The sequence below is a fragment of the Thermincola ferriacetica genome, from assembly GCF_001263415.1.
Taxonomy (GTDB): domain Bacteria; phylum Bacillota; class Thermincolia; order Thermincolales; family Thermincolaceae; genus Thermincola; species Thermincola ferriacetica.
In genome coordinates this window covers 1-23,019 of the sequence record NZ_LGTE01000022.1, presented here as the reverse complement: position 1 = coordinate 23,019, position 23,019 = coordinate 1, and the positions used below count along the sequence as shown (strand labels likewise).

Here is a 23,019-nt window from a genome sequence, read left to right as displayed (position 1 = left end):
CTAATTTTTCTTGGCACGTACAATTTCAGCTATTAATTTTTCTTTGTTGGCTCTGGATATTTGCCTGCCTTTAATGGCAATACCTTCTGTTCGCCTGGCTAACCTGCGCAGTTCTTCTACTGACATAGACTTTAAGTGCTCTAAACCGGGAGGTAACTGCGCCTGTTCGTCTGAAACTGTCATGCCGCTATTTCCCAAATTTTCCGGTGCCCTTGACTGAATATTTCCCGGCCCTTCTTCTTCCAGAGCCTCATTATTAATGCCTTCATTAATGCCTTCTTTTTCTGTATATTCTTCCGGGGACACCGGACCCGGGCCATTACCGCCTGAATCCGGACTGCCATCACCTGGATTGAGAGGTCCTTCTTCCGAATCCCTGTGTTTAATCAGGAGCCGTGGGTCAGCAAGAGGCCTGGGAATTACATGCGCGCTAAAAACTGTGTTTATTTTGGCGGCAGCAGCAGCGCCAGCCGTCACAGAAGCTTGGACTGCTGCCACCTCTCCGTATATGGCAATCATAATCCGGCCGCTTTTTACAATTTCGTAGTTAATAAGTTCGACAGCAGCCGTCTTCAGCGCCACGTCAGCTGCCTCGATAGCGGCAACCAGTCCGTAAGTTTCAATCATTCCCAAAGCTTTTTGATTCATTTCCCAAATCTCCCGGCAAGATTATTTTTTTATGGAGGGAAGGATAAACTCTACATCTCCGTGAGGTCTTGGGATTACGTGTACTGAAATAAGTTCGCCAACCCGCTGCGCAGCAGCAGCGCCAGCATCGGTAGCAGCCTTTACGGCGCCTACGTCGCCTCTTACCATAACAGTAACCAATCCGCCGCCGACATGCTCCTTACCGATTAAAGTTACGTTAGCAGCCTTGACCATAGCGTCTGCAGCCTCTATTGCTGCAACCAGGCCTTTTGTTTCAATCATTCCTAATGCATTTGTCATAATTCATAACCCTCCTGATTAATTTAGTTTTTTGTTTCCTATATTTTAATCAATGATGTTCCATGGACTCCGGTCCTTCGCATTAAAGGAATGCGGGCCACGGGGTGGTAACATAAAAGAATTTGCATCTATCCGGAGTAGAGAAGGTGACGGAAGTCCCTTCCGGGATATAGAACACATCCCCGGCCTGGCCCCTGTACGTTTTACCGTTCACTGTAATATCCAGGGTGCCCTCAATCACATAATCCATTTCATTATAGGTTAGCGTCCAATCAAAAGCCGATTCTTCCATTTCCATAAACCCTGCAGCCAGGTGGGGACTCAATTCACGGGTCATGGTCTCCCGAATGCCTACTTTGAGGTTCGGATTACCCGCATCAAAAGGTTCCATTTTTACAGAATTGCCTTTTACCAGTACAACACCGGAACCATCAACCTCTCTGACCAGATTCGGTTCCTTTGGCACACCGGGCAAAGAATCCAGCACTTTTTTCACAATTTCAGCAATCAGATGCGGAGGAATGTCTTCTATTTTTGTAACAGAACTGACAGTATGCTTCTTGGTGTCCAAAGCTTCATTTGTTGTCGAAACCTGCCCGTTTATGCCAGAAGATGGTTGTTCAGGAGGCGTCTCATAACTGATTGTAATTTTCATTTCTTTGGCCAGGTCTTTGGCCGAAGGTGTAATAATGGTGCCCGGTTCAACATACAGCACCGCCTGCCCTGAAGCGGAAAGTTTTTTGACATCCGCAGCAGTAATGAGTTTTTTCACCTTTTCACCTCCCTTTCGATATTTTTAAACCTCAGTGCAAAATCTCCGCATATTTTATCAATAAAGGTGTGATTTAAGGTTGGGGTGCGGCGAAGGGATAACTATCTGATTAACCAACAACCCTTTCTCTGCAGCGGTAGCCGCACCGGTTGAAACGGACGTCTTAACGGCGCCCACATCCCCGGTAAGGGTGACAAAAGACTTACCGCCGATAGCCAGCCCCAAACGAATTTCCAGTAAATCAACTTCAGCAGCTTTCACTGCCGTATCGGCAGCCACTATCAGCGAAGCCAGCGAAAAGGTTTCGATTATGCCTAAAGCCCTGATTTCTTTTACCTGGGCCGTGCCGTTTATAGCAGGAATCACGGACGGGTGAACATTCGGCAGTACAAATTCATCAACAACGGAAGCTGAGCCCTGGTTTATACCTGCTTTAACGGAGCTTTGCACAGCAGCCACATCACCCCAGACCAGAACTACATATTTACCCGGACAAACAGTCCGGCAGACAAGGGGCTCTACCTGTGCTGCCTTAAACATAATGTCTGCTGCTTCTATTCCTTTGGCAATGCTGTTAAACTCAACTAAACCAATGGCCCGGATCATGATTCACCACCTCTCTCCCCATCCGATTCGATCTCTACATAGTCCTTTATCGCTGTTACAGTACCGTTAATGCTGGCGTGAACATTTGCGCCCAGGGCGCTTTCCGGTATTGCGGCTACTAAATCTCCTTTTTGCACTTTTTGACCTACATGCACCACCGGGATACCTGGCGCGCCAATGTGTTGCCGCAAAGGAATACGGACTAGTCTGGGAACATAAGTTTCCTCAGAGAGCGGGGCCGGTTGGTCGTATGCAGTTAACCCAAGCCTTGCTATCAGCCGTTTGGACGGTATTTTCCGGTATTCACGAACAATGGAGACATTGGTGGAGTTATCTGATGAGGCCCATTTTATACCCTGTTTGCCAAGTTCTCTTTTGATTGCCGCGTTTACCTGCCTGGGAGAAAGCTGCATAGGGCATCCATATAATTCACATGCTCCACATTCACAGCAGAGTAACGCCGTTTTCGTGTCTTCATTTGGCCTCATCCAGGCAAGTCCCCGCATAATTTTATGTGGGGATAACCGGTGTCCCAGCAAATGACGTGGGCAAACCTCGGTACACATGGAACATTGAATACATACTGACCTGGATCTCCTTACGACCGTTTCCCATGGCAGGCTTTTACTGACTATCAATTTATGGTCTGCCGGCAGAACTATCAAGCCTTTGGTAACCTTAGTTACGGGCTGAGAAACATCAGGCACAACCGGTCCCATCATGGGCCCCCCGTCAATGACAGCTTTATTCTGCATATCTTTTACTCCAGCCAGGGCCAACGCTTCGGAAATGCTTGTTCCGATGGGAAGTTTCAGAGTAACAGGCTGTTCCACTTCACCGGTTACGGTAAGGTAGGTTTCCGTGACAGGGATACCTTCGATGGCATTGGCAATATTGATAGCAGTCTCAACGTTAGTGACCACGCATCCGACCTTGAGGGGGATACCCCCTTCCGGGACCACCCTGCCCGTTACCTCATACACTAAAACCTGTTCATCACCGGCCGGAAAAAAGTCCCCCAGCGTAAAAACTTCTACAGGTTTTCCGGCTGTTGCCTCTGTCAGGACCTCTATGGCTTCCTTATACTTATACTTTAGAGCTATGAAGGCTCTGGAAGCCCCGGTAGCCTCCATTACCGCCTCTATACCTTTAATTAACTGTTCTGCCCGGGCAGCCATCAATTGCTGGTCCACCCTCAATAAAGGCTCGCATTCTGCGCCATTGATAATTATAAATTCTGCCTCGGCCGCTATTTTCACATGAGAAGGGAATCCTGCCCCTCCAGCGCCCACTACCCCTGCTTCTCGCACGAGTTTAATCGTTTCCGCTTTCATTCAACCACCCCGTTTAGTGGCTCTTCCTGGTTTTCATCTATAATTCCTACAATTATGGCATCAACAGGAGTATTATCCAGGCCGTGTGCTCGTCTGGCGGACCCGCCCTGGGTAACCAGCACTCTTTCGCCAATCCCTGCTCCCACAAAATCGGCGGCAACAATATAGCGACCGGGCGGCTTATCCAGGGTTTTGACCACCATTAACTTCAGTCCGTTTAGGCAGTCAAGCTTTCGTGTCGACCATATACTATTGACTACTTTTCCAATAATCATCTTTTCACCTCATCACACCCGTCATCGCTGCCCGGCGGAGGCCCACGGGATTTCAAATCTGTCCGCTATATCCTTAAGGGCGCACTCCACGGCAGCGGTATCGCCATATATGGCAATCATGGTGAAATGTTGGGGACAAACCCCTCTGATTTCCTCTACCTTTACCTGAGCCGCTTTCTCAGCAATATCTGCAGCCGCAACCATTTCAGCTAGGTTCCCCTGTACTAGCCCTATTGCCGCGGGTGGATTTTGTTCCAGATCCGGCTGACCGGGACTCCTCCTGGCCAACATTGACAAGGCGCCTCTGGAAGGGGATTTTATAAACTGGATATGCATCTAATCCCTCCTAACTCCTGGGAACACTGAGGGCAATTCCCAGCGGAGTTACCAGGAAAGGATTTTCGGGTTTAAAGGTAGGGACCCCCGTCTCGTCCCTGATTACCTTTTCAATTCCTGCGTAACAGCTTGTCCCACCGGCCAGGTAGATGGCATCCACATTTTGACCTTGAATATGCCTGTTGATTATAGAGGCCACTTTTTGCATTACGGGTTTCACTATAGGGAACAGTTCTAGCTGTTTATGCGGGTCCTGTTTTAAACTTTCGGCTTCCTCAAAGGACACTTTGCATGCCCCGGCAATGACCAGGTTAAAATGGGTTCCTCCCGTAGGCTCATCAGCAACGTATACAACTTTTCCACCTTTTAAAACGGCAACCCCGGTAGTACCGCCCCCTATATCAATGACGGCCCCATTCTGGATACCCAAAACCTTGTTTGCCGCTGTACATTCGTCCACCAGGGCCGTTACTTCGAAACCGGCAGCCTCGGCAACATTGCGAATTGCCCGCTGGTCACCTACCTCTGTCCCTGGAGGATATGCAGCTCCACCCAGTTCCAGTTCGGTATTCAAATCTTCTTCCAGCTTGTTTTTTAACTCTCTGACAATGCCGACGGCTCCCAGGTAATCAACCACCAGGCCGTCTTTTACCACCTGAGCAAAACGCGAAGCGCCTGCTATCGGCGTCCCTTCTTCATCGACAACCGCCAGGACAATGTAGGCCGTCCCCAAATCCACCCCGGTATAAAGCCTGGCACCCTTTTTTACAGGCTTGGGGTTAGATATTCTGTTGGCAAATTCCCCTATAACCCTGTTCACGTCGTCCAAGTTTTTCAACGTAGTTTCTCTCCCATCTGTCAACAACCAACTTTATAGCGACCTGCGGTTAACTGAATCATCATGATGTAAATCAGGCTGCTTAACCTATTTAAGGCCTGGATAATGTCCGGGCGCTCTACTTCAGCCGGTTGCCCGCAAAAAGCATCCATCGCCGCCAACTCCAGTTCACGGCACTGGGTCCGGAGAAGATTCAGCAGAGCCATCAATTTGCCGTGGGCAGGCTGAGGCGTAATGTGGCCTACCCCGTAATACTTGTCCGGTTTATGTGAATGTTCCCTGATTTCCTGTAACGACAATCCGCGATAACTTAGCGGAGGTAAAGGTTGTTCTCTGACCTCGGCGCTCATAATTTGCCGGCTGTACTCCAGCAGTTGGTGCAGGTCCTGGGCCAAATCCCCGTATCCAGCGTTTTTTGCTTCTACGATAGCTTCGATTAAAAACGCTTCGAAGGAATCTAACTTGCCTCTGAATTTAATGCGTGGATGGTTTTTTAACACCAGTGTGCTGCCCCGCAAGTGGGTCATATGCTCAGGTTTTTCTCCGCTGTTTTCGTGGGTTGCCGGACTTCCGCCTGGAGGGCTTCCACTGCTGTTCGCGTGGAACTGAGCCTTCGGCATCTGTGCCGCTGCCTTTTTGTTAGCCGATTCCTCAATAACTTTTATCCTTCGCTCACTGAGAAACTGTAGTGCCGAAGGTGTCAGTTTTACCCCGGCCGGTACTGTGAAAGAAGTAAATTCCTTTTGCTTATACAGCTCCCTGAGCTCTGATTCCGTAATTACTCTCATATTACCCGGCCTCCCCGTAGCCTTTTGGCTGACAGTAAATTAAATGGCATAATCCTTGGGACTACGGGCTACACCAAGAACAGCATCACGGAAAGCCTCAGTAGCTGCTTTGCAGGCGCTCTGTGAACCGGTAAGCAATCCGCCACCAAAGTTGGTTTCACCTGGAGGCCCGTACCATACGGCCATCCTTACATCTGCAGCTTTAAGAGCTGCGTCCACGCCAAATACAGACTCAAGAGGAGGAGCAATAAGGTAGGCTAGGGCATCCCCTTCTTTGATCCCCGCTACCTTGGAGAGATAAGAGCCGGTCCGGGAAATGGTGTGCGCATAAAAAGCTATTTTCCCCTCCGGATCAGCGGAATAGAAGAAGGCTTCCTCGTTGACAGTCTGAGCAGCCGCCGATAAACCCGCTTTTATTTCAGCCGGGTCAGGGCCGGCTAATATACCAATAAACTCACCGGACAAAGGTCCTGATGCATGGGCAGCGCCGGCGTAAAAAGATTTTGCGTAAACAACTTCCACCTCTGCCTTTTTTGTGGCTTCATCAATGGCGGTATAGCCAACATCGTCTATAGTACAGGTAAACATCCCTATACTTCTCTGGTCAGGCCTTAAATTTAGACTTTCGGCCAAATCCTTAGACACATTCGGTATCATTCTTACCGCCAGAATTTCCGCTTTAATAGGGTCTAAAATTGCCATCGGATTGTCTAAACCTCCTTTTGTTTATTGCTCATTTCAGATTTTCAGGTTTTCAAATACCAGCGTTTTGACCACAACCGGTACGACTCTGCCACCCATTATAGGTTTTCCGATATCAATAAAGTCGCCTTCACCGACTTCTACCTGGTCAACACATATTACATCAGCAGCATGCCCTAATTTTAGCTGCAAAGTCTGCCCAAGCACCTTGGCACAATCTTTGCGCAATACAACAATTAAAGGTCTTTCTTTGGAAATAAAACCTGCCATGCCTTGCACCAGGCCCTCTGCAAGGTCCTGAATGGCCTGGAATGAAATGGTTTTTGGGCCTTCCATGGCCAAGGCCACACTCTCAGCAGAACCGTCGGAAATCACCCGGTGCACAGTCCTTTTGATCTGGTCAGCAATTTCTGCCGGCGACTGCGGCATTTCCCGGCTGAAGGGAGAAACGACAGTCACATTACGTATTGGAAGAGCGGTATCTTCCACAGTGATGGTACTGCCACTGATATCTACAGAATGGGCACCTGCGCCTATTACCGTAGCCCTGATGGTTTCGCCGGGTCTTTCCAGACTGATGCCGGCACGGGCTGACTCTTCCCTGATAGCCCACCCCAACAGAGGTCCGATATCTCCGTATCGCGAAACCTGGGCAACGGAAATCGGTTGGAAATCACTGTATACATAATCCGCCACTCCACCCGAGAACATAACGATTTCCACTGGATAATCCAGTTTCAACTGAGGTGTCATCAATAATTCACGGGTCATATCTGAGATGTCAGTTGATGTGATAGCCTCTACAATACTTCCGGCCATATGCCGGGCCACAGTTTTCAGTTCCTCAATCCCCACACGGTCTCCCACCTGCCACTGAAACCCGCACTCCCGCAGCACAATCCTTGCAGGATCGGCAATGTAGATGATTTTATCAGTGCAGGGTTCCAGTTCTATCAGATGCCCTCCAATATTGATGCAAGCCGTGTCAATTACCCTGCCTTCTTTAAAAACGCCTATATTGGCTGTGCCGCCGCCAACATCGACGTTTACAGTAACGCGGTGCTTTTCTTTTGAATACTGCGCCGCCCCTGAGCCTTTGCCCGCAAGAATAGATTCCAGGTTAACGCCGGCGGTAGCTACAACAAAATCTCCCGCCAAACCAGCCATAGACTCAACAATCTTTCTGGCATTTTCCTTTTTGGCCGTTTCGCCTGTGATAATAACAGCTCCTGTATCAATATCTCCGGGTGTTAACCCCGCTGTCCGGTATTCCTCTTCCACTATACCGGAAACAGCAGCAGCATCTATAATATGGTGGTCCAGCAGGGGAGTAAAATAAATCTTGCTCCTGTGCAACACTTCCTTGTCGGTAATCTCCATGCGCGGCACCGACGACCCGGGAGCCGTATTTCTTATAGTCATGCGGCTAATAACCAGTTGAGTGGTTGTTGTACCGATGTCAATGCCCACGCTTATGATGCTCTGGCAGTTCACGTTTTCTGATTTGTTCACCTGAAACCACCTGTTTTATGCGTGCAGATTGAGTTTCATGCCGCTGGCCTTGGCTGCCAGTATTTGTTTAATTACATCAACCAGGTGGGCGCCTGCTTCAGCAGGGGGAGTGCCTCCTTTATGAATGTTAGAGAAAGCAGTCCTGTCAGCTTCGACAGTCTTTTCGTTTGGCCGGTATATAATATAGGCGCTCATGCTGTCAGCAGTCACAAGTCCTGGCCGCTCACCAATCAAGGAGATAATCACTTCGGCATTTAACAGCATTCCAACATGGTCCTGAACCCCGACCCGGCCGTTTCTGATAAAAAAGGGTGTTCCCACTTTGATCCCTGCAGCCGTCAAACCCTGGGTCAATACCGGTAAAACATCGGGCACATTGGCCTCAATAGCAGAAGAACTGAGTCCGTCAACAACAATAATTTGTACCTGTGGGTCCTTCTGGCACTTTTCCAAAACAGTCTTGACCGCCTCATCGGAAAGCTTTCTCCCCAGGTCAGGCCGTTTCAGAAATTCTTCTTTGTCCTTTGCTTTTGTCTGTACACAGAACAGGTTCATTCGCTCGAGAAATTCTTCCGACACATCCAAGAAAACAGCATCCATTGCCGCCGCATGATCAGCTAGAAATTTCAAAAACGCCTTTGTTTTCGGCCTTGTGCCCGCCCGATATAAACCGATTCTGGCAGGAGTCTCTTTCTTCATGGCCACAATGGCTTCATAGTTAGCCGGATTGGGAACCCATACACCACTGATATCCGGGACCTCAATAGGTTCCTGGCCCGGATTATCATTTACATCTGCACCGGTGTTCACCTCTAATCTTTTTTTCTGTATCGTCGGTTCTGTACTTTCTGCATTTCCCAGTAATCCTCTTTTGGCAAGCTCTTTTACCACATTTTCAATAATCAGTTGTTCCATTTCCATCGGTGTCACCCCCTAATTATTCATCAAATATTGATGGGTCGCCGGCCCGTTTGGTAAGTTTCCCGTTTTCCATAATACCCATCCTTTCCAACCACTTTTCGAACTCCGGCAGGGGTCTCAACCCAAGAATTTCCCTGACACTGGCATCATCATAATAACTGGTATCCTGATAACTGAGCATGACATCGTCACCCCCAGGAACCCCCATGAAATAGTTAGCCCCGGCCATGGCGCACAGCATGGTACCGATTTCCTGGTCATTCTGGTCGGCCTTCATATGGTTTGTGTAGCAGGGGGCAATACCCATCGGCAACCCATGCAGTTTGCCCATGAACAGGTCTTCCAGGTCCGCCCTGATAACTTCCCTACCGTCATAAATGGTTTCCGGACCGATAAAGCCGGAGACGTTGTTTAACATGAAGGGTCTGAACTTCCGGGCAAAACCGTAGGTCCTGGCTTCCAGAGTCATTTCGTCTACTCCATGATGACAGTCAAGGGAAATCTCTGAACCCTGCCCCGTTTCAAAATACAACAGGTTCGGCCCTGTACCGGTTCCCTTGACTAACGCCAGTTGATAAGCCTCTTCCAGCATGGCAGCAGTAACCCCAAAGGCATCATTGGCCGCTTGGGTACCGGCTATGCTCTGGAACAACAAGTCAGCCGGTGCACCTTTTTCTACCGCTTTCATCTGCGTGGTAATATGGGCCAGTACACAGACCTGTGTGGGAATCTCCCATTTTTCCATAAACTCTTTAATTGTGCTCAAAATCCTGCCTACGGTTTCCGCATTATCTTCCACAGGGTTAACCCCAATTACCGCATCACCGCTACCAAAAGTAAGCCCCTCTTTTACACTGGCCATGATTCCGGTAATGCTGTCCGTCGGGTGGTTGGGCTGGTTGCGGAAGGCAAGAGTGCCGGGTATTCCGATGGTGGTATTACAGTGGGCCTGAACCCTCATTTTTTTCGCGGCGTAAACCAGATCCAGATTGGACATCAGTTTGGCCACAGCGGCAATCATTTCACTGGTAAGACCCCGCCCCAGGTGCAAAAGGTCCTCACCCGTGGTATCACTGTCCAGAATATAATCACGCAGTTCTCCTACCGTAAAATTTTTAAATTTCTGGTAAATACGCTGGTTAAGCGTGTCATAGATTACTCTGGTAACCTCGTCTTCCTCGTAAGGAATAACCGGGTTATTATAGATATCTTCGAGAGTAAGCTCGCTTAACACCAGCTTGGCGGCAACCCGCTCAGAAGCAGAAGAAGCCCCGATACCTGCCAACATATCACCTGATTTTTCTTCGTTCGCCTTTGCCAGCACTTCTTTCACGCTTTTGAAACTAAATACTTTGTTGTTAACCTTGGCCTTTAAATTCAAAGAAATTACCTCCCTCCGTGAGAATTAAAATTGAGTTAGCAACTTTTTCAACTCATCCATCCCGTCCCCTGTGTAAGCCGAAACGGCAACCACAGGACCGCTTAATCCCAAACTTTTTAAAAAGCCCCGGGCCCTTTCGGGATCAGCTTCGGGATGGTCTGTTTTAGTCACAACACCTATGGTTCGCCTGGAAAAAGCCCCGGCAAAACCGGGCGGAAAAACAGATTGTGTTCTGGTGGCATCCTGAACAAATAGGAGTATTTCTGCTTCCAGAGAAGTTGCAAAAAGGGCCCTGTAAAAAAAGGGGTTTTCCATATACTCTCCGGGAGTGTCAATGGAACCGGCATTATAATTTAGGGCCTGGGTTTTTTTTACTTCGCCCCGGCCCCCGTAGAGAGCCGAAATCAGGGTGCTTTTTCCACTGCCCACCGCTCCCACGACCATAACCCGGTGCTTGCTCATGACCTGGTCATCCTTGCGGGCGAATAATTAAGTTCATTTTCCAGAACACTGTTTACTTCTCTAAGAGCCGCTTCTACCCCGGCCACATCTCCGGTTATTACTACCGCACCCGTAAACCGGTCCAGGAAACCAATGTCCACCGGGGCCGCCTTTGTAGCAATATCAGCTGCAATAATCGCTGTTTCACCAGGAGTCAGGGTTAATATCCCTATTGCCCCGGTTGCAGGAAGTCCCAGTTTCTCAAAGATGGAACGGGCCGGATGGGCAATCACATGGGCCAGAGTGACCTGCTTGCCCGGAACATATTCCTGAATTAGTCGCTGTTTCTTGGAATTGTCCTTATCCAAAAACTCCTCATCTCCCGTTGGAACCGTGATAGACTTGCCCCTTTTGTTCAGTTTGCCGAAATTTTAACCACTGTCATTATCACCTTACGTTAATTTAATTGAAGCAAAAATCGTGCCAATAGACATATCCCGTACAGCCAGCGGATAACCCGCAGATTCGCCTGAATTTTTCAAAATTAATAAGTCAATTCTGACTTCTTCTAAGTCAAAAGCTTTTGGCCTAAAAATTATCTGCCGGACAACAATCTGATTCCATAAAAAAGGATCATAATTGATTGTCCGGCAAGATAACAACTCAATCAACAACCACATTCACTTCTGTTTTCACAACCTTGAAAATCAGTACCCTTATGCGTTTTCCCGCAATGCCTTGAAAAACTCCTCGTTATCGTCAATCGGTTCATCGGCTACAGCAGCCAATTGCGCTTCGGTAGGAGGAGCAGTCAGGTAGGTACCGATGATTAATCCGGCCAGACCGCAAACCAGGCCCACTACGCAATAACCCAGGTATGAGGAAGCCATTGAGCCTTTACCGAATATCCAGTCCCAGATGGGCATGGTATAGGAGAAATTCCACACCTTGTATTCCAGAATAAAGAACACTATGGTACCGATAAGTCCGGAAATACCTCCTGCCATTACCCCAAAGAGGTTGGCGCGTTTCCAGAACAGCGCATAAAGCATTACCGCTACCCCGGCAGTCAATAGGCCTGACGATAGGAAGTATGCATCGTTAAGTGTTGCTCCGACAGTCGGCATATTATAAAGCATGGCGATTCCGATGTTAATAATAACCATTAAGAAGGTGATAATACGTGACCATTTAACAATTTTTTCGTCAGACCAGCCTTTCCTCTTATACCATAATGGCTGGAGAACGTCGTAGGAAACGTTCATGGCGGAAACATTACTGTAGTTAGCTACAGTGGACATACTGTGGGCGGAAAGCAGGAAGATCAGTAAAGCTTTGACCCACGGTGACATATACTGGTTGATATAAACAGATATTACGTTATAACCACCCTTGTCTCCCAGAACTTTTGCCGCATGTAAAACACCGTCTTTAACTTCAGGCTTGAAAATAATCAAGCCGAATATCCCGATAATGGAAGAACAGGCCACAATCAGAGTGGTATTGTAAATAAGGCTGTATATGGCTCCCTTGCGAGCTTCTTTGGTGCTTACAGCAGCCTGTGCCTTCAACCAGAAATCTTCAGCAGCTCCCCAGCCGGGTACAAGGCCAAACATGATTATCAACGGGAAGGATAAAGATACAAAAGCAAACAGGTTGGTCGCTTTGGCTCCCTCCTGATAAGGATAAGCCATTTCGTTGATAATTGCCTGTTGTTTCAGCATTTCCCAGATTGTTGTATGGTTTTCTGCCGCAATTCCGTGCGCAGTGAAATACATGGCACCCGCCGTTACAACCAATATGATGGCACCCATGAAAAACTGAATAATGTTGGCATTTATTACCGAACGGAATCCACCCATGTACATGTATAACGCGATAGGAATTGCATATATGATAATCATGGCATTAACAGAGATATCCAGGGCCGGCGCCATAATTAGAGCCGCAGCATACAACTCCGCCGCAGACCACAGTGTATAGGAGAATATATTTACCATGGCAGCTAATGTTCGTGCCGGTAAACCGAAACGGTTTTGCAGCATCTCACACTGTGAAATTGCTTTAATTCTCCTCAACGGACGCGCCAGAGCAAACTGAAGCAGGTTTGACAGAAACCACGGTATAGCCACAACCCAGAGCCCCGATAGACCCTGGTCGTAAGTGGCCCATGTCATCCAGGTAATCATGCCTATTAACATCCATCCGGATGCAACAGACATACCCACCATGTAAGCAGGCTGTGAACGGCCGGTAATCCAGAAATCGTGGTGTTCCTCTTCCGCACTGCCGGCACTTTTTTGTTTTTTGTAGGCATCCCATCCGAGATAAACCACAAACAAACAATAAACCAGTAAAACGGCCCAATACCATAACGGACTGACATCGTTGCCCATTAATAATCACCTTCCTTGCTAATATTAAGTTATTACATGTTGGAAATTATAAAGCAAATAAAGATTAAAAGCAAAACTTTCATCTTGCATTTAATTTAAGCATTAGTATTCGAGAGACTTACCCACTTGCAGAATTTCATCCCCGTGATTTTCAATCCATTTCATCACCCGGACGTTATGCTGCAAATATGCCAGGTATTCATAAACATTCAGGTCACTGCCTGTATAAAACGCCGTAACTGTCCAGTTGATCAAATACATGTTGGCCGCGGCTATCATGGTGGGCAGGTAGTGTATTTCCGTCTCATTCAGAGGAGCCAACCCATTCAGTGCAGTTAATGTTCGTTGATACGATTCCAGAAAAATACGGCATTTATCAAGCAATAGAACACCGTCGCTCTCGTCCAGCCACGAACAGCATGCATACACCATGGCCAAGGCCACATCAAAAATACGCAAATCTATTTTACACCAGTCAAAATCAAAAATACCCACCACCCGGTTGTCCTTGAACTTCAGGTTCCCCGGATGAAAATCCGAGTGTATAGGATTTAGCGGCATTTTATCCAGGTCCTCTTCGGGGATCCGGGTCCTATTAATTGTTTCCAGAAATTCCGGTAGATTCTTTACATAATAAACGTGAAATTTTGATTCGTTCTTCCGTTCGGCAAATTCCTTAAATAACACCGGAAGCATGGGCAAAAGCTCCATAATCCTGGGTTCTACCCTTTCCCTTCCCTGGGGGTCAAAGTTCCTGGCCGCATTGTGGAAGGTAGCCAATGCCTCTGCCATGCTGACATATTCTTTATCATTCAGGGTGGGATTGTCCCAGGTATACTTATCTTCGCCCGGCAGAAAATCATATACGGCAAAGAAACGGTCAACGGCCTTGCCATTATTGTCTTCGCTGATTTTCACGTAGGTTTTTTGGTTGTGAGTGCGGATTAAACCGGCAGCAATATCCAGACCGTTGGCAATACAAAAATCAATCAGGGAATGCTCCAGTTGTATCTCTGATTCTGTAATACCGGACTTATACATCCTCACAAAATACCAGTGTTTTATCCCGTTCTTTTCCGTACAGACTCCATAACTTTTGTTAACGTAACCCCCCAGCATTTGATAAACGTCGGTTACTGTACCCAGGTCATAATGGGTGAAAACGCTGACAATCTGGCTGTAAACCAACGCTCCCTCAAGAAGCTCACTGAGTTTGATGGCAATGTTTTTCAGTTGCCCACTCTGCGATACCAGGGACAATGTCTGGTCAGTATCTAACGGCGTAAGGCGATGCATATTGGATAAATTCATAACATCCCCCTTTTTCCCACTGGGTCTGAATTTTTTGAATCCACCCCCTTTTTCTGAATTTTCTTATCCCTCCAGGGTATTATTAAATTATTGCAAAAACCATGCCATCCTCGGAACCTGACAGGCCCCTTTTTCAAGTTTACCCGCCCCCATGGCTTGCTTGTCCGGTTTTTTGACGTATTTTGTGTTTTTTTATGCATATTTTGCGTTCTTTTTTGTGGTCCGCTAAAGTCCATATTGACTTTTTTTAAGTCATTTTTTATCCTCCTGGCAAAGTATGCATCAACTCATTATTACAGAAACTGTAATTCAAAAATGACTCATTTTTTGTCTGCAAACAGAGGAATATGGCGAATTGTGTCGAATGCTTAAAATTAAAAGAAAATTTGCATTATACAGAATATGTGATGCCAATCAGCATATTTCAATGGGGGAGGATGCTATGGCTGACGAAAAAATACCGCAGTTAGATTATGAAACCCTAAAAAAAATTTTGGATAATTCCCATGATGAAATTTACGTTACCAATGCAGACGGTATAGTAATTTATGTTAACAATGCCTGCGAAAGACATTACGGTGTGAAGGCTTCAGACATTATTGGAAAGAAGTCGGAAGAATTATCCAAAATGAACTACTGGGCACCTCGGGTAAGCCCAATAGTGTTAAAAAGAAAGCGAAGCTTTACCCTCGAGCAAAAAACCTGCACGGGTAAAACTCTACTGACCACAGCCACCCCTATCTTTGACAGCAACGGTAATATAGAATATATCGTAGAAAATTCACGGGATATTACAGAGTCTGAAGGAATTCGTCATGAACTGGAAAAAAGTCTCCGCCTGCTCAAACGCTATAAAACAGAGCTAGAAGTGCTCCGGAAAAAAGAAATGGCTATTCCTGATATAATGCATCAGAGCAAGCAAATGGAAGGCATCCTTCGTTTGGCAAGACGCGTGGCTGCCGTTGATTCTATTGTCTTGTTGCTTGGAGAATCCGGGACCGGCAAAAGCCTCCTGGCAAAATATATTCACAAAAACAGCCCCCGGAAAAACGGGCCTTTCATCACCGTCAACTGTGCTTCCATCCCGCAGGAATTGATGGAATCGGAACTATTCGGTTATTCCCGGGGCGCCTTTACAGGGGCCAACGAAAAAGGCAATATTGGTCTGATCGAGTTGGCAGCGGAGGGGACTCTTTTTCTTGATGAAATCGGCGAACTTTCTCTGAAAATGCAGGCCAAACTTCTCCAGGTGTTACAGGATAACCAGTATTTCAAAGTGGGCGGCCGGGAAATCAAAAAAGTAAACTGCCGGATTATAACTGCCACCAACCGGAACCTGCAGCAAATGGTGGAAAAGGGAGAATTCCGGGAAGACCTGTATTATCGACTCAATGTTTTTGAAATCGAAATACCGCCCCTGCGTTTCCGCAAAGATGAAATAGAGCCTCTGGTAAATTATTTTTTGGAGAAATATAACAAAAAATATAAACAGAACCACAGAATTTCAGAAAAATGCATGCAAGCCTTTTTAAATTACGACTGGCCGGGCAACGTCCGCGAACTGCAAAACTTGATCGAACGCCTGGTGGTTGTGAGCCCCGGGCCAGTTATAGAAGACATTGACCTGCCGAAAAGTTTTCATAGCGTCCAGAAGTCTCTGCCTCCAGACTTACCCAAAAATTCGTCATCCCTGGGTGAGGCAATAAGCCAGCTTGAGAAGGAAATAATTCAAAAAGCATACCAGGAACTGGGAAGTTCCTATGAAGTGGCAAAGGCCCTTCACATAAGCCAAAGCAAAGCCAACAGACTGATAAGAAAATATTGCTCAGGCCAAAAACAACTTAAAACCAAATCAAAAGTGACTTAAAAAAGTATGCCCCGGTATCACCGGGGCTTCAGGCTGTTAGCAAAGGTTAACTTTGTCTTCAATCTGAAGCCCCGGTATAACCGGGGCTTACTTTTATGGCATAAAAATTGCATTCTAGAGATAAATGAGACACTTCATTAAATACCGGTCTGTCAGGGGTAATTATCTTTGGAAGGGGGTGAATTCAGTCCTCTCGACTCTTTCATAGGCAGTATATTTTAAAATTTCGAACTATTTCGGAGGTGAATCTCTTGTACAGAGCTTTACATGCCGGTTCCACTCGAATGGAAGGAATCGGGCTAAAAATGTTTACAGATGATGAACTTTACGACATCCACCTGGCTACACTGGATGTACTGTGGAACATTGGCGTAAAAGTTGAAAGCGAAAAGGCCCGGGAAATTTTCTACAGTAACGGTTGTGTTATCGACCCGGAGACGCAAATTGTTAAAATCCCTGCACACCTTGTAGAAGATGCTCTGCGCACTATTCCGAAAACTTTCCGGGCTTGCGGAAGAAATCCGGAAAATGATTGGGTATGCGAAGGGAACAGAACCGGATTTGTTAACTTTGGTGAGGCAGTCCAATTGATCGATCCCTACACCAAACAAATTCGGAAACCAACCAAAAAAGATGTTGACGATGTAACCAGATTCTGCGAAGCTATGGACCAAATTGTGGTTTTCGAAAGAGCCATTGGCCCATCAGAAGTAGATCCTGACGTTTCTCAGGTGCATATTGCAGAATCCTTCTACAACTATAGCACAAAACACGCATATATTGGCATGAACCGCCCGGAGAACATGCGGGCTGTTGCCAAAATGGGTTACGTTGTAGCCGGGGGCGAGGACAAGTTCAGGCAAAGACCCCTTTTTTCCCAGAGTACTGACCCGGTAAGCCCATTGGTACATTCCAAAGGCGCTACCGACACCCTCCTGCAGGCCATTGAGTGCGGTGTACCCGCCAAAATCAACTCCATGGGTTTGGCCGGCGGTACAACCTGTGTGCACCTGGCAAGTACTTTGGTAACCCACAATGCCGAAATTCTCAGTATGTTTGTATTGAGCCAGTTGGTCAAGAAGGGCCATCCCATGGTGTACGGTACTTCCACCACTATGATGGATCTCAGGACCACCGTTGCCTGCGTTGGCAGTCCTGAATTAGCCCTTTTCAGCGCCGCTGTCGCCAAACTTGCTCAATTCTATAACATTCCAAGCTGGGTTGCCGGTGGATAGACTGACAGTAAAGTTCCTGATCCCCAGCAAGCTTTCGAGTTTGCCCTTACCGGAATTATACCAGCGTTAGCAGGAGCTAACATGATATATGGTCTGGGCCTGCTCGAAGGAGGCTTGACCTGGGACTACGCAACTCTGGTAATGCAAAATGAATTTGTCAGGATGATTATGCATACCATTAAAGGAATTCCGGTAAATGACACCAAGATGGCATTGGAAGTAGTCCGTTCGGTAGGACCCGGCGGGGAATTCATTAGCCATCAGCATACTTACCAGAATTTCAAGGAATTATCCAGAAGCGAACTGATCGACCGCAAGAATCGCGATGGTTGGATGGCTGACGGCGGTAAGGATATCGTCCAGAAGTCCTACGAAAAAGCCATTGACATTCTTGAAAACTTTAAAAATCCAAGTCCGCTTCCGGAAAATATCCAGCGTCAACTGAAAGAAATTGTTAAGGAAGCCGAAGCAGAAACTGCTGAAATTAAAGCAAAGGAGAAAGAAAAGACCTTTAAGAAACCTAAATTCTAAAACGAAGAAGGGACTGGTAGGCGCCAGTCCCTTCTCTTATGGCCAGTTACTATAAAGCAGGGACTGCCCTTTTTGGGCAGTCCCTACGCAATTTATGCACCAATCAGTTCTTTGCAAAGATCGGTGGCAGACGCAGCGTCAGGAGCAAAACCGTCAGCGCCGATAGAATCAGCAAAATCCTTGGTAATAGGAGCGCCCCCAACGATAACTTTTACTTTGTCCCTTAAGCCTGCTTGTTCAAGGTACTCGATAGTTTCCTTCATGGCCGGCATGGTAGTGGTAAGCAGCGCAGACATGGCTACAATCTGAGGTTCGTGCTCTCTCACGGCATCGGCAAATTTTTCGGGAGAAACATCTATCCCCAGGTTAATAACTTCCAATCCGCCACTTTCCATCATCATGGCAACCAGGTTTTTCCCAATATCGTGCAGGTCGCCTTTTACCGTTCCAAGAACTACTTTACCTTTACTCTGTACATCGTTGTCAGCGATTAAAGGTTTTACAATCTCAACACCTGCTGCCATGGCCTTTGCACACATAAGTACTTCCGGAACAAACATATCTCCAGCTTTGAACCGGGCGCCTACTACGTTCATACCCGCAATTAAACCTTCATTAATAATTTGTAACGGGTTGGTACCCGCATCAATTAAAGCTTTCACCTGCTCCTTCACCTGAGCTTCCTGACCGGCAATAACACTTTGTGCAACACTCTCAAAACTTGCCATAATTTTCTTCCCCCTTATGTTTTTGATAATCTGGTAAACTAAATTCAGTGAAATTGTTGGTTAATAATATGCTTCCCCTGTCCCTCCTTTTTGAAGTTTTGATTTATTTTGTTATTAAAGGTTAAACTGGTGCTTTAACCTAAAGATTAGACCCATAGAATTGATTTAAACCTGTAGCCGAATACTTTTCCAGCTTCCATTCGGGAACCCGGCAAGCCCTACAGATGCCAAGGTGCCACTTGTTTCTCAGCCATCTGGCCGCCCGGCTATTTCTGGAATTACGTACAATGAAGCGTTCGTTGCAATGGGTGACAATTTCCGCAGTATTACCACGGATGGTAATAGTTTTAATCCCGTGCAACGTGCCAGAACGTGAAGGCCAAAGCTTTATCTTTTCAAGAAGTTTGAAGAACTCCACGTTCTTACGGTAATACCTCTTTTTATCTTTTGCATCAAGCGCCTGTACTTTTTTGGTATAACCCTGCTCCTTTTTGCACATACTCCAATTGTTCATCTCCAATCTTCTTTATCTGATACTTAAGCCTGTTTACATACGTCATAAATCATAGTAGCTACCCCTATTTCTAGGGGATCGTGGAGCAGTCGGTCGGCTACCTCCGGAAGCGCTTCACCGTCAACCCCCAACGGTATACCGGGTGCGGCAATAAAAGTGTCCGGGGTTATGTGCTTTTTATGAATGAAACTTGGTGTGGGAGTAGCATCGTAAATAATTTTATTGACCAGCAAAGCCCTATCAAGTTTCTCTTCTGTTCTTACCGTGATACCTGTCTTTTCGCGTACTTCTTCTGCAAGTCTGTTACTGCACCCTGGTTCAATATCATATACCGATATTTTGGCCCCCAGCCTGGCCAGAGCTAAAGCGGCTCCCTTTCCAACGGGACCGGCGCCCAAAATGAGGACATTTCTGTTTCTCAGGCCGCCGGTCATCAAATCAAGGGCAGCGGCATATCCCCTGCCGGTGGCTTCTCCGTTATCAGATACTCGCCCTGTAACGCGGTTAATTGCCACGAACTTGTCGTCATCGGCCATCATTAAGATTTCGGCGCCTTTTTCCACCGCTTCAGCCACTCCCCCGGCATCGGTATTTTTAGTAACAAAAGAGTTAAAGCCCAAAAAACCGGTTATACTGGCAATAGTTTGCGTGAAACCTTCTATTATTCCCCGCCCACAGGTAAGGGGTATGACGGCCACCTTAAAATTACGGCAAACCTTTTCTTCTCTGGTTTCTGCCGCATAGGCGGCTATCTGTCCCAAAGTGGCACCCGTTTTGGCAATTAAGTCCCTGTTATATTTCTCCAATGATGCCTCAATGTGACAAATGTCTTCTGTTTTCAGCCTTGTCATAACAGTTACATACTCCTTAATTCAGATAAACTTTTCTCATAAGGCGACGTATCTAGGTAGCTGCTGATACCCATTTCTTCCCTAATGCGCTGGATTACCTGGCACCGTTTGTTCCAGGCTTCCTGTCTGTTTTTTCCGGTAACGATTAGAGTTGCCACCCAGTGTTTTTTACCGGGAATATAATCAGTAATCACTTCATCGGCGCCAAATAATCCATTATATAATTGAAGGTTTTCGGCGCCGGCCATGATATGTTCGCCTGAAATTTCCATACGGTATGGAAAAACGTTAATATGCTCGTAAACCACTCCCCGATTGTCCTCAATCTCAAAAGCTTTCCATGGCTGTCCTTTGGCAAAAGCCTCCCCGATAATCTGCAGCATGTTTAGACCGGTTGATTTATATACAACCGTGGGCGTTTGGCTAGGTAACCGGGCATCAATTTCGATTACCTTCAGTTGACCTTTGTGTAAAATGGCTTCCACATCCATAATGCCGTTTAACTGCAAGTTCCGGGCAATTTTTAGCGCCGTTTCTACAAATTGTTTTTTTAGACCCCTTTCAAGTCGGGCAGGCGCCAGAACTCTTTTACAATCGTAATTGCCATCCATTTGTAGTTCTGTAACCTGCATTGCCTTATATTGACCTGCAAATCCTATTACCTCAATGGAATAAGAAGGTCCTTCCAGATACTCTTCAATTACCCATGGGTGGTTTTGCTTTAACAACGTTTTCTGCAGATTAAGTTCAGACTGGTTGCGTATTTTCAGTACTCCCTCACTGCCGCTGGCATCGGAAGGTTTAACTATTACGGGAAATCCGCATTTCGGCCATGGTACAGGCGCCGGCACGCCCAAATCGGCAAAAAGACTATTCGACCGGATCTTAGACGAAGAAATACTATAAGCGCCGTCATCGTAAAGCATAGGGATACCTGTTAATTGACTGGACAAAAGAAGACTGGCCAGAGCTTCTTTGTTTTCGAAGGCGGGAATTATAAGTTCACATTTATTTAAAACCTTGACCAGTTCGTCCTGTCTCGTGACATCAAGACATCGAAACGAATCACACAGCCGCGCAGCAGGAACTGTTTTGTCCTTATCAATCAAAATAACTTCCCATCCGGCCTTTTGGGCCAGGTACGCGGCTTCGACTCCCTGTAATTTACCTCCTATAATTGCTACCCGCATTTTTTTATCCCCTTTACCAAGCGAAAATGCCGTTCTGCTTATCAGTAACCCAAGCGCTATAATCATCCCTTGATGCCGTGGTCAAGTTACACTCTTCCAATACAGGAATGATACTACTGACGGTCCGCTTGCCTTCCTCGATATCCAGCGAACTTTGTGACACACCGGCCAATCCCGCACCCGGAGGTATTATTGAAGTAACTATGTTAGCGCCGGCATTCAGCCTCTGTTGGAGGCCGCTAAGCCCGTCCACATCCAGAGATGCCGGAATCAATCGGTTGGGGAAACATAAACGCATTACAGCAATAATCAATAATTCCCGAAGTCTGGGAACAACCGGCCAGGGATACATGGGTGTCCACTCCTGTGAAACAAAACTCATCACCCTTACCTGTTCAGCGCCTATTTCATTCATTATTTCGAGAGAATGAGCTATGTCTTCAGCCGTATCCCCCACGCCGGTCATAATACCTTCTTCGATCAAAAGACCCACCTTATGAGCAAAAATCTTTTTTTCCATACGCGTATCGTAACTCTGTTCCAATCTGAGATTATTGAATAGATCTAAGTTATGGGTCTCCTGATAACAAGCATACCAGTCAACACCGATTTTCTTAAATTCCCTGAGGATTTCTTCGGAAACCACGCCGGGAGAAATCATAAGGGGCATTTGCGTAGCCTTTTTGATGTTCTCCACAGTCCTAATCAATTTTTCGAATCCTTCGCAATTGTTAGAAAAATACGCCGGGTCTTCCCCCATAGTCAAATCAAGTAAATGAACTCCCGATTCTACCAATCTGTTAGCTGTATCTAATATCTCCGCTTCAGTCTTACGATAACGTTTAAAATTACGGTTGGACCTGCGATACATACAAAAAGCACAATTATTGCGACAATAAGTTGAAAAATATACAAAGCCGTAAAGAAACACTTTGTTGCCAAAATATCGCTCCCGTAAAGTCCTGGCCGTCTGAAAAACTAGATTTATCCCTGCCGGATCGGTTAATGAGAGCAGATATATCAAGTCCTCTTTTGTTAAAGGTGTTTCTTTAAGAGCCTTGTTCAATATATCATCCAACCTTTGGTCTGTAGCTCCCCTTACCATGTAAACACCTTCTTTTACTTTTAAACAACTACACAAACCCTTCGGGAAAAACAACTGCGAAGACAGACCAATATAAAAATATTGCAATTTTTATGCCAGAGTAGGGTTCCCCGGCCAAATTAACGATAGAAGGTCAAATTATGCTTGAAACAAATATTTATTTTGAGAGATTCCGGTACAAATTCCATAAACCCAAATCAGATTAAGTCACAAGTTACTTTTTTAAGTCAAACTTAACTCAAAAATGAAAGGTCCGATATTAAATCGGACCTCAGGCTGTCGACAAAGGTCTCACGGATAAATTTGGGGAGCTTAAATATGTTCCGGAGCGGGGCTCTGGCTTAATCCGCCGGTTTTTCATAGAGGGGTGGGTGGGGTTCTCAGGCTACCGTTAAGGAGCGACTGCGCCCGCAAAACCACAGACAAGAAGGCAGGGG

The 23,019-nt window shown here is 46.5% G+C and carries 24 protein-coding genes and 1 pseudogene; 2 read left to right on the top strand and 23 right to left on the bottom strand.

Features of this window, described 5'->3' with window-relative positions; genetic code table 11:
• From Tfer_RS17160 to Tfer_RS12365, 18 genes are all read right to left on the bottom strand, one after another.
• Complete coding sequence (locus tag Tfer_RS17160) at nt 1-648, bottom strand: BMC domain-containing protein (protein ID WP_052218680.1); 648 nt, start codon at nt 646-648, stop codon at nt 1-3.
• Between the two features lie 21 nt (nt 649-669).
• The gene (eutM, locus tag Tfer_RS12445) at nt 670-951 is read right to left on the bottom strand and encodes an ethanolamine utilization microcompartment protein EutM (protein WP_242653755.1); all 282 of its coding nucleotides are present in this window, start codon (nt 949-951) and stop codon (nt 670-672) included.
• A gap of 79 nt (nt 952-1,030) precedes the next feature.
• Nucleotides 1,031-1,720, bottom strand: a complete 690-nt coding sequence (locus tag Tfer_RS12440) for a cupin domain-containing protein (RefSeq protein WP_052218679.1) — start codon at nt 1,718-1,720, stop codon at nt 1,031-1,033.
• Between the two features lie 57 nt (nt 1,721-1,777).
• The gene (locus Tfer_RS12435; RefSeq protein ID WP_052218678.1) at nt 1,778-2,326 is read right to left on the bottom strand and encodes a BMC domain-containing protein; all 549 of its coding nucleotides are present in this window, start codon (nt 2,324-2,326) and stop codon (nt 1,778-1,780) included.
• The gene (locus Tfer_RS12430) at nt 2,323-3,660 is read right to left on the bottom strand and encodes a 4Fe-4S dicluster domain-containing protein (RefSeq protein WP_013118967.1); all 1,338 of its coding nucleotides are present in this window, start codon (nt 3,658-3,660) and stop codon (nt 2,323-2,325) included. The genes Tfer_RS12435 and Tfer_RS12430 overlap by 4 nt, the downstream gene beginning before the upstream one ends.
• Nucleotides 3,657-3,935, bottom strand: a complete 279-nt coding sequence (locus Tfer_RS12425; RefSeq protein WP_013118966.1) for a EutN/CcmL family microcompartment protein — start codon at nt 3,933-3,935, stop codon at nt 3,657-3,659. The genes Tfer_RS12430 and Tfer_RS12425 overlap by 4 nt, the downstream gene beginning before the upstream one ends.
• Nucleotides 3,936-3,956: 21 nt before the next feature.
• A complete protein-coding gene (locus tag Tfer_RS12420; RefSeq protein ID WP_052218677.1) occupies nt 3,957-4,271 on the bottom strand; it encodes a BMC domain-containing protein in 315 nt (104 codons plus the stop codon).
• A gap of 10 nt (nt 4,272-4,281) precedes the next feature.
• Nucleotides 4,282-5,109, bottom strand: coding sequence for an ethanolamine utilization protein EutJ (gene eutJ, locus Tfer_RS12415; RefSeq protein ID WP_052218676.1), 828 nt, complete (start codon nt 5,107-5,109; stop codon nt 4,282-4,284).
• Between the two features lie 20 nt (nt 5,110-5,129).
• Nucleotides 5,130-5,897, bottom strand: coding sequence for a hypothetical protein (locus Tfer_RS12410; RefSeq protein ID WP_052218675.1), 768 nt, complete (start codon nt 5,895-5,897; stop codon nt 5,130-5,132).
• 39 nt (nt 5,898-5,936) lie between these two features.
• Complete coding sequence (gene eutL, locus Tfer_RS12405) at nt 5,937-6,599, bottom strand: ethanolamine utilization microcompartment protein EutL (protein ID WP_052218674.1); 663 nt, start codon at nt 6,597-6,599, stop codon at nt 5,937-5,939.
• Nucleotides 6,600-6,635: 36 nt separating this feature from the next.
• On the bottom strand, nt 6,636-8,111 hold the full coding sequence (locus Tfer_RS12400; protein ID WP_052218673.1) for an ethanolamine ammonia-lyase reactivating factor EutA: 1,476 nt from the start codon (nt 8,109-8,111) through the stop codon (nt 6,636-6,638).
• A 15-nt stretch (nt 8,112-8,126) separates the two neighbouring features.
• The gene (gene eutC / locus Tfer_RS12395; RefSeq protein ID WP_013118960.1) at nt 8,127-9,032 is read right to left on the bottom strand and encodes an ethanolamine ammonia-lyase subunit EutC; all 906 of its coding nucleotides are present in this window, start codon (nt 9,030-9,032) and stop codon (nt 8,127-8,129) included.
• 16 nt (nt 9,033-9,048) lie between these two features.
• Nucleotides 9,049-10,413: an ethanolamine ammonia-lyase subunit EutB gene (locus Tfer_RS12390; RefSeq protein ID WP_052218672.1), complete on the bottom strand. Its 1,365-nt coding sequence runs from the start codon at nt 10,411-10,413 to the stop codon at nt 9,049-9,051.
• A 24-nt stretch (nt 10,414-10,437) separates the two neighbouring features.
• Nucleotides 10,438-10,875: a EutP/PduV family microcompartment system protein gene (locus Tfer_RS12385; protein WP_013118958.1), complete on the bottom strand. Its 438-nt coding sequence runs from the start codon at nt 10,873-10,875 to the stop codon at nt 10,438-10,440.
• On the bottom strand, nt 10,872-11,222 hold the full coding sequence (gene eutS / locus Tfer_RS12380) for an ethanolamine utilization microcompartment protein EutS (protein ID WP_052218671.1): 351 nt from the start codon (nt 11,220-11,222) through the stop codon (nt 10,872-10,874). The genes Tfer_RS12385 and eutS overlap by 4 nt, the downstream gene beginning before the upstream one ends.
• A gap of 84 nt (nt 11,223-11,306) precedes the next feature.
• The gene (locus Tfer_RS12375; protein WP_052218670.1) at nt 11,307-11,528 is read right to left on the bottom strand and encodes a hypothetical protein; all 222 of its coding nucleotides are present in this window, start codon (nt 11,526-11,528) and stop codon (nt 11,307-11,309) included.
• A 42-nt stretch (nt 11,529-11,570) separates the two neighbouring features.
• Entirely contained in the window at nt 11,571-13,250 is a 1,680-nt protein-coding gene (locus tag Tfer_RS12370) for a sodium:solute symporter family protein (protein ID WP_052218669.1), read from the bottom strand.
• Nucleotides 13,251-13,352: 102 nt separating this feature from the next.
• Complete coding sequence (locus Tfer_RS12365; RefSeq protein WP_052218668.1) at nt 13,353-14,561, bottom strand: phosphotransferase; 1,209 nt, start codon at nt 14,559-14,561, stop codon at nt 13,353-13,355.
• 442 nt (nt 14,562-15,003) lie between these two features.
• Here Tfer_RS12365 and Tfer_RS12355 point away from each other — a divergent pair, with 442 nt between their 5' ends.
• Together Tfer_RS12355 and mttB are read left to right on the top strand one after the other, a co-directional pair.
• Complete coding sequence (locus Tfer_RS12355) at nt 15,004-16,428, top strand: sigma-54 interaction domain-containing protein (protein ID WP_052218698.1); 1,425 nt, start codon at nt 15,004-15,006, stop codon at nt 16,426-16,428.
• A 284-nt stretch (nt 16,429-16,712) separates the two neighbouring features.
• A pseudogene (mttB, locus tag Tfer_RS16965) lies at nt 16,713-18,194 on the top strand ([trimethylamine--corrinoid protein] Co-methyltransferase).
• 92 nt (nt 18,195-18,286) lie between these two features.
• Here mttB and Tfer_RS12340 read toward each other — a convergent pair.
• The 5 genes from Tfer_RS12340 to pylB form a co-directional block, all read right to left on the bottom strand.
• On the bottom strand, nt 18,287-18,922 hold the full coding sequence (locus Tfer_RS12340) for a cobalamin B12-binding domain-containing protein (protein WP_013118952.1): 636 nt from the start codon (nt 18,920-18,922) through the stop codon (nt 18,287-18,289).
• Between the two features lie 139 nt (nt 18,923-19,061).
• Complete coding sequence (gene pylSn / locus Tfer_RS12335) at nt 19,062-19,421, bottom strand: pyrrolysine--tRNA(Pyl) ligase small subunit (protein WP_052218665.1); 360 nt, start codon at nt 19,419-19,421, stop codon at nt 19,062-19,064.
• Nucleotides 19,422-19,459: 38 nt separating this feature from the next.
• A complete protein-coding gene (pylD, locus tag Tfer_RS12330) occupies nt 19,460-20,287 on the bottom strand; it encodes a 3-methylornithyl-N6-L-lysine dehydrogenase PylD (RefSeq protein ID WP_052218664.1) in 828 nt (275 codons plus the stop codon).
• A gap of 5 nt (nt 20,288-20,292) precedes the next feature.
• A complete protein-coding gene (gene pylC / locus Tfer_RS12325) occupies nt 20,293-21,477 on the bottom strand; it encodes a 3-methylornithine--L-lysine ligase PylC (protein WP_052218663.1) in 1,185 nt (394 codons plus the stop codon).
• 13 nt (nt 21,478-21,490) lie between these two features.
• A complete protein-coding gene (gene pylB / locus Tfer_RS12320; protein ID WP_052218662.1) occupies nt 21,491-22,582 on the bottom strand; it encodes a methylornithine synthase PylB in 1,092 nt (363 codons plus the stop codon).
• Nucleotides 22,583-23,019: the final 437 nt, after the last annotated feature.

Coding starts and splice junctions, on each gene's coding strand:
- eutL (WP_052218674.1), bottom strand. CDS start 6,599: ATGGCAATTTTAGACCCTATTAAAGCGGAAATTCTGGCGGTAAGAATG.
- Tfer_RS12430 (WP_013118967.1), bottom strand. CDS start 3,660: ATGAAAGCGGAAACGATTAAACTCGTGCGAGAAGCAGGGGTAGTGGGC.
- Tfer_RS12365 (WP_052218668.1), bottom strand. CDS start 14,561: ATGAATTTATCCAATATGCATCGCCTTACGCCGTTAGATACTGACCAG.
- Tfer_RS12410 (WP_052218675.1), bottom strand. CDS start 5,897: ATGAGAGTAATTACGGAATCAGAGCTCAGGGAGCTGTATAAGCAAAAG.
- Tfer_RS12355 (WP_052218698.1), top strand. CDS start 15,004: ATGGCTGACGAAAAAATACCGCAGTTAGATTATGAAACCCTAAAAAAA.
- Tfer_RS12425 (WP_013118966.1), bottom strand. CDS start 3,935: ATGATTATTGGAAAAGTAGTCAATAGTATATGGTCGACACGAAAGCTT.
- Tfer_RS12340 (WP_013118952.1), bottom strand. CDS start 18,922: ATGGCAAGTTTTGAGAGTGTTGCACAAAGTGTTATTGCCGGTCAGGAA.
- Tfer_RS12435 (WP_052218678.1), bottom strand. CDS start 2,326: ATGATCCGGGCCATTGGTTTAGTTGAGTTTAACAGCATTGCCAAAGGA.
- pylSn (WP_052218665.1), bottom strand. CDS start 19,421: ATGTGCAAAAAGGAGCAGGGTTATACCAAAAAAGTACAGGCGCTTGAT.
- Tfer_RS17160 (WP_052218680.1), bottom strand. CDS start 648: ATGAATCAAAAAGCTTTGGGAATGATTGAAACTTACGGACTGGTTGCC.
- pylD (WP_052218664.1), bottom strand. CDS start 20,287: ATGACAAGGCTGAAAACAGAAGACATTTGTCACATTGAGGCATCATTG.
- Tfer_RS12420 (WP_052218677.1), bottom strand. CDS start 4,271: ATGCATATCCAGTTTATAAAATCCCCTTCCAGAGGCGCCTTGTCAATG.
- Tfer_RS12385 (WP_013118958.1), bottom strand. CDS start 10,875: ATGAGCAAGCACCGGGTTATGGTCGTGGGAGCGGTGGGCAGTGGAAAA.
- Tfer_RS12370 (WP_052218669.1), bottom strand. CDS start 13,250: ATGGGCAACGATGTCAGTCCGTTATGGTATTGGGCCGTTTTACTGGTT.
- pylC (WP_052218663.1), bottom strand. CDS start 21,477: ATGCGGGTAGCAATTATAGGAGGTAAATTACAGGGAGTCGAAGCCGCG.
- eutC (WP_013118960.1), bottom strand. CDS start 9,032: ATGGAAATGGAACAACTGATTATTGAAAATGTGGTAAAAGAGCTTGCC.
- pylB (WP_052218662.1), bottom strand. CDS start 22,582: ATGGTAAGGGGAGCTACAGACCAAAGGTTGGATGATATATTGAACAAG.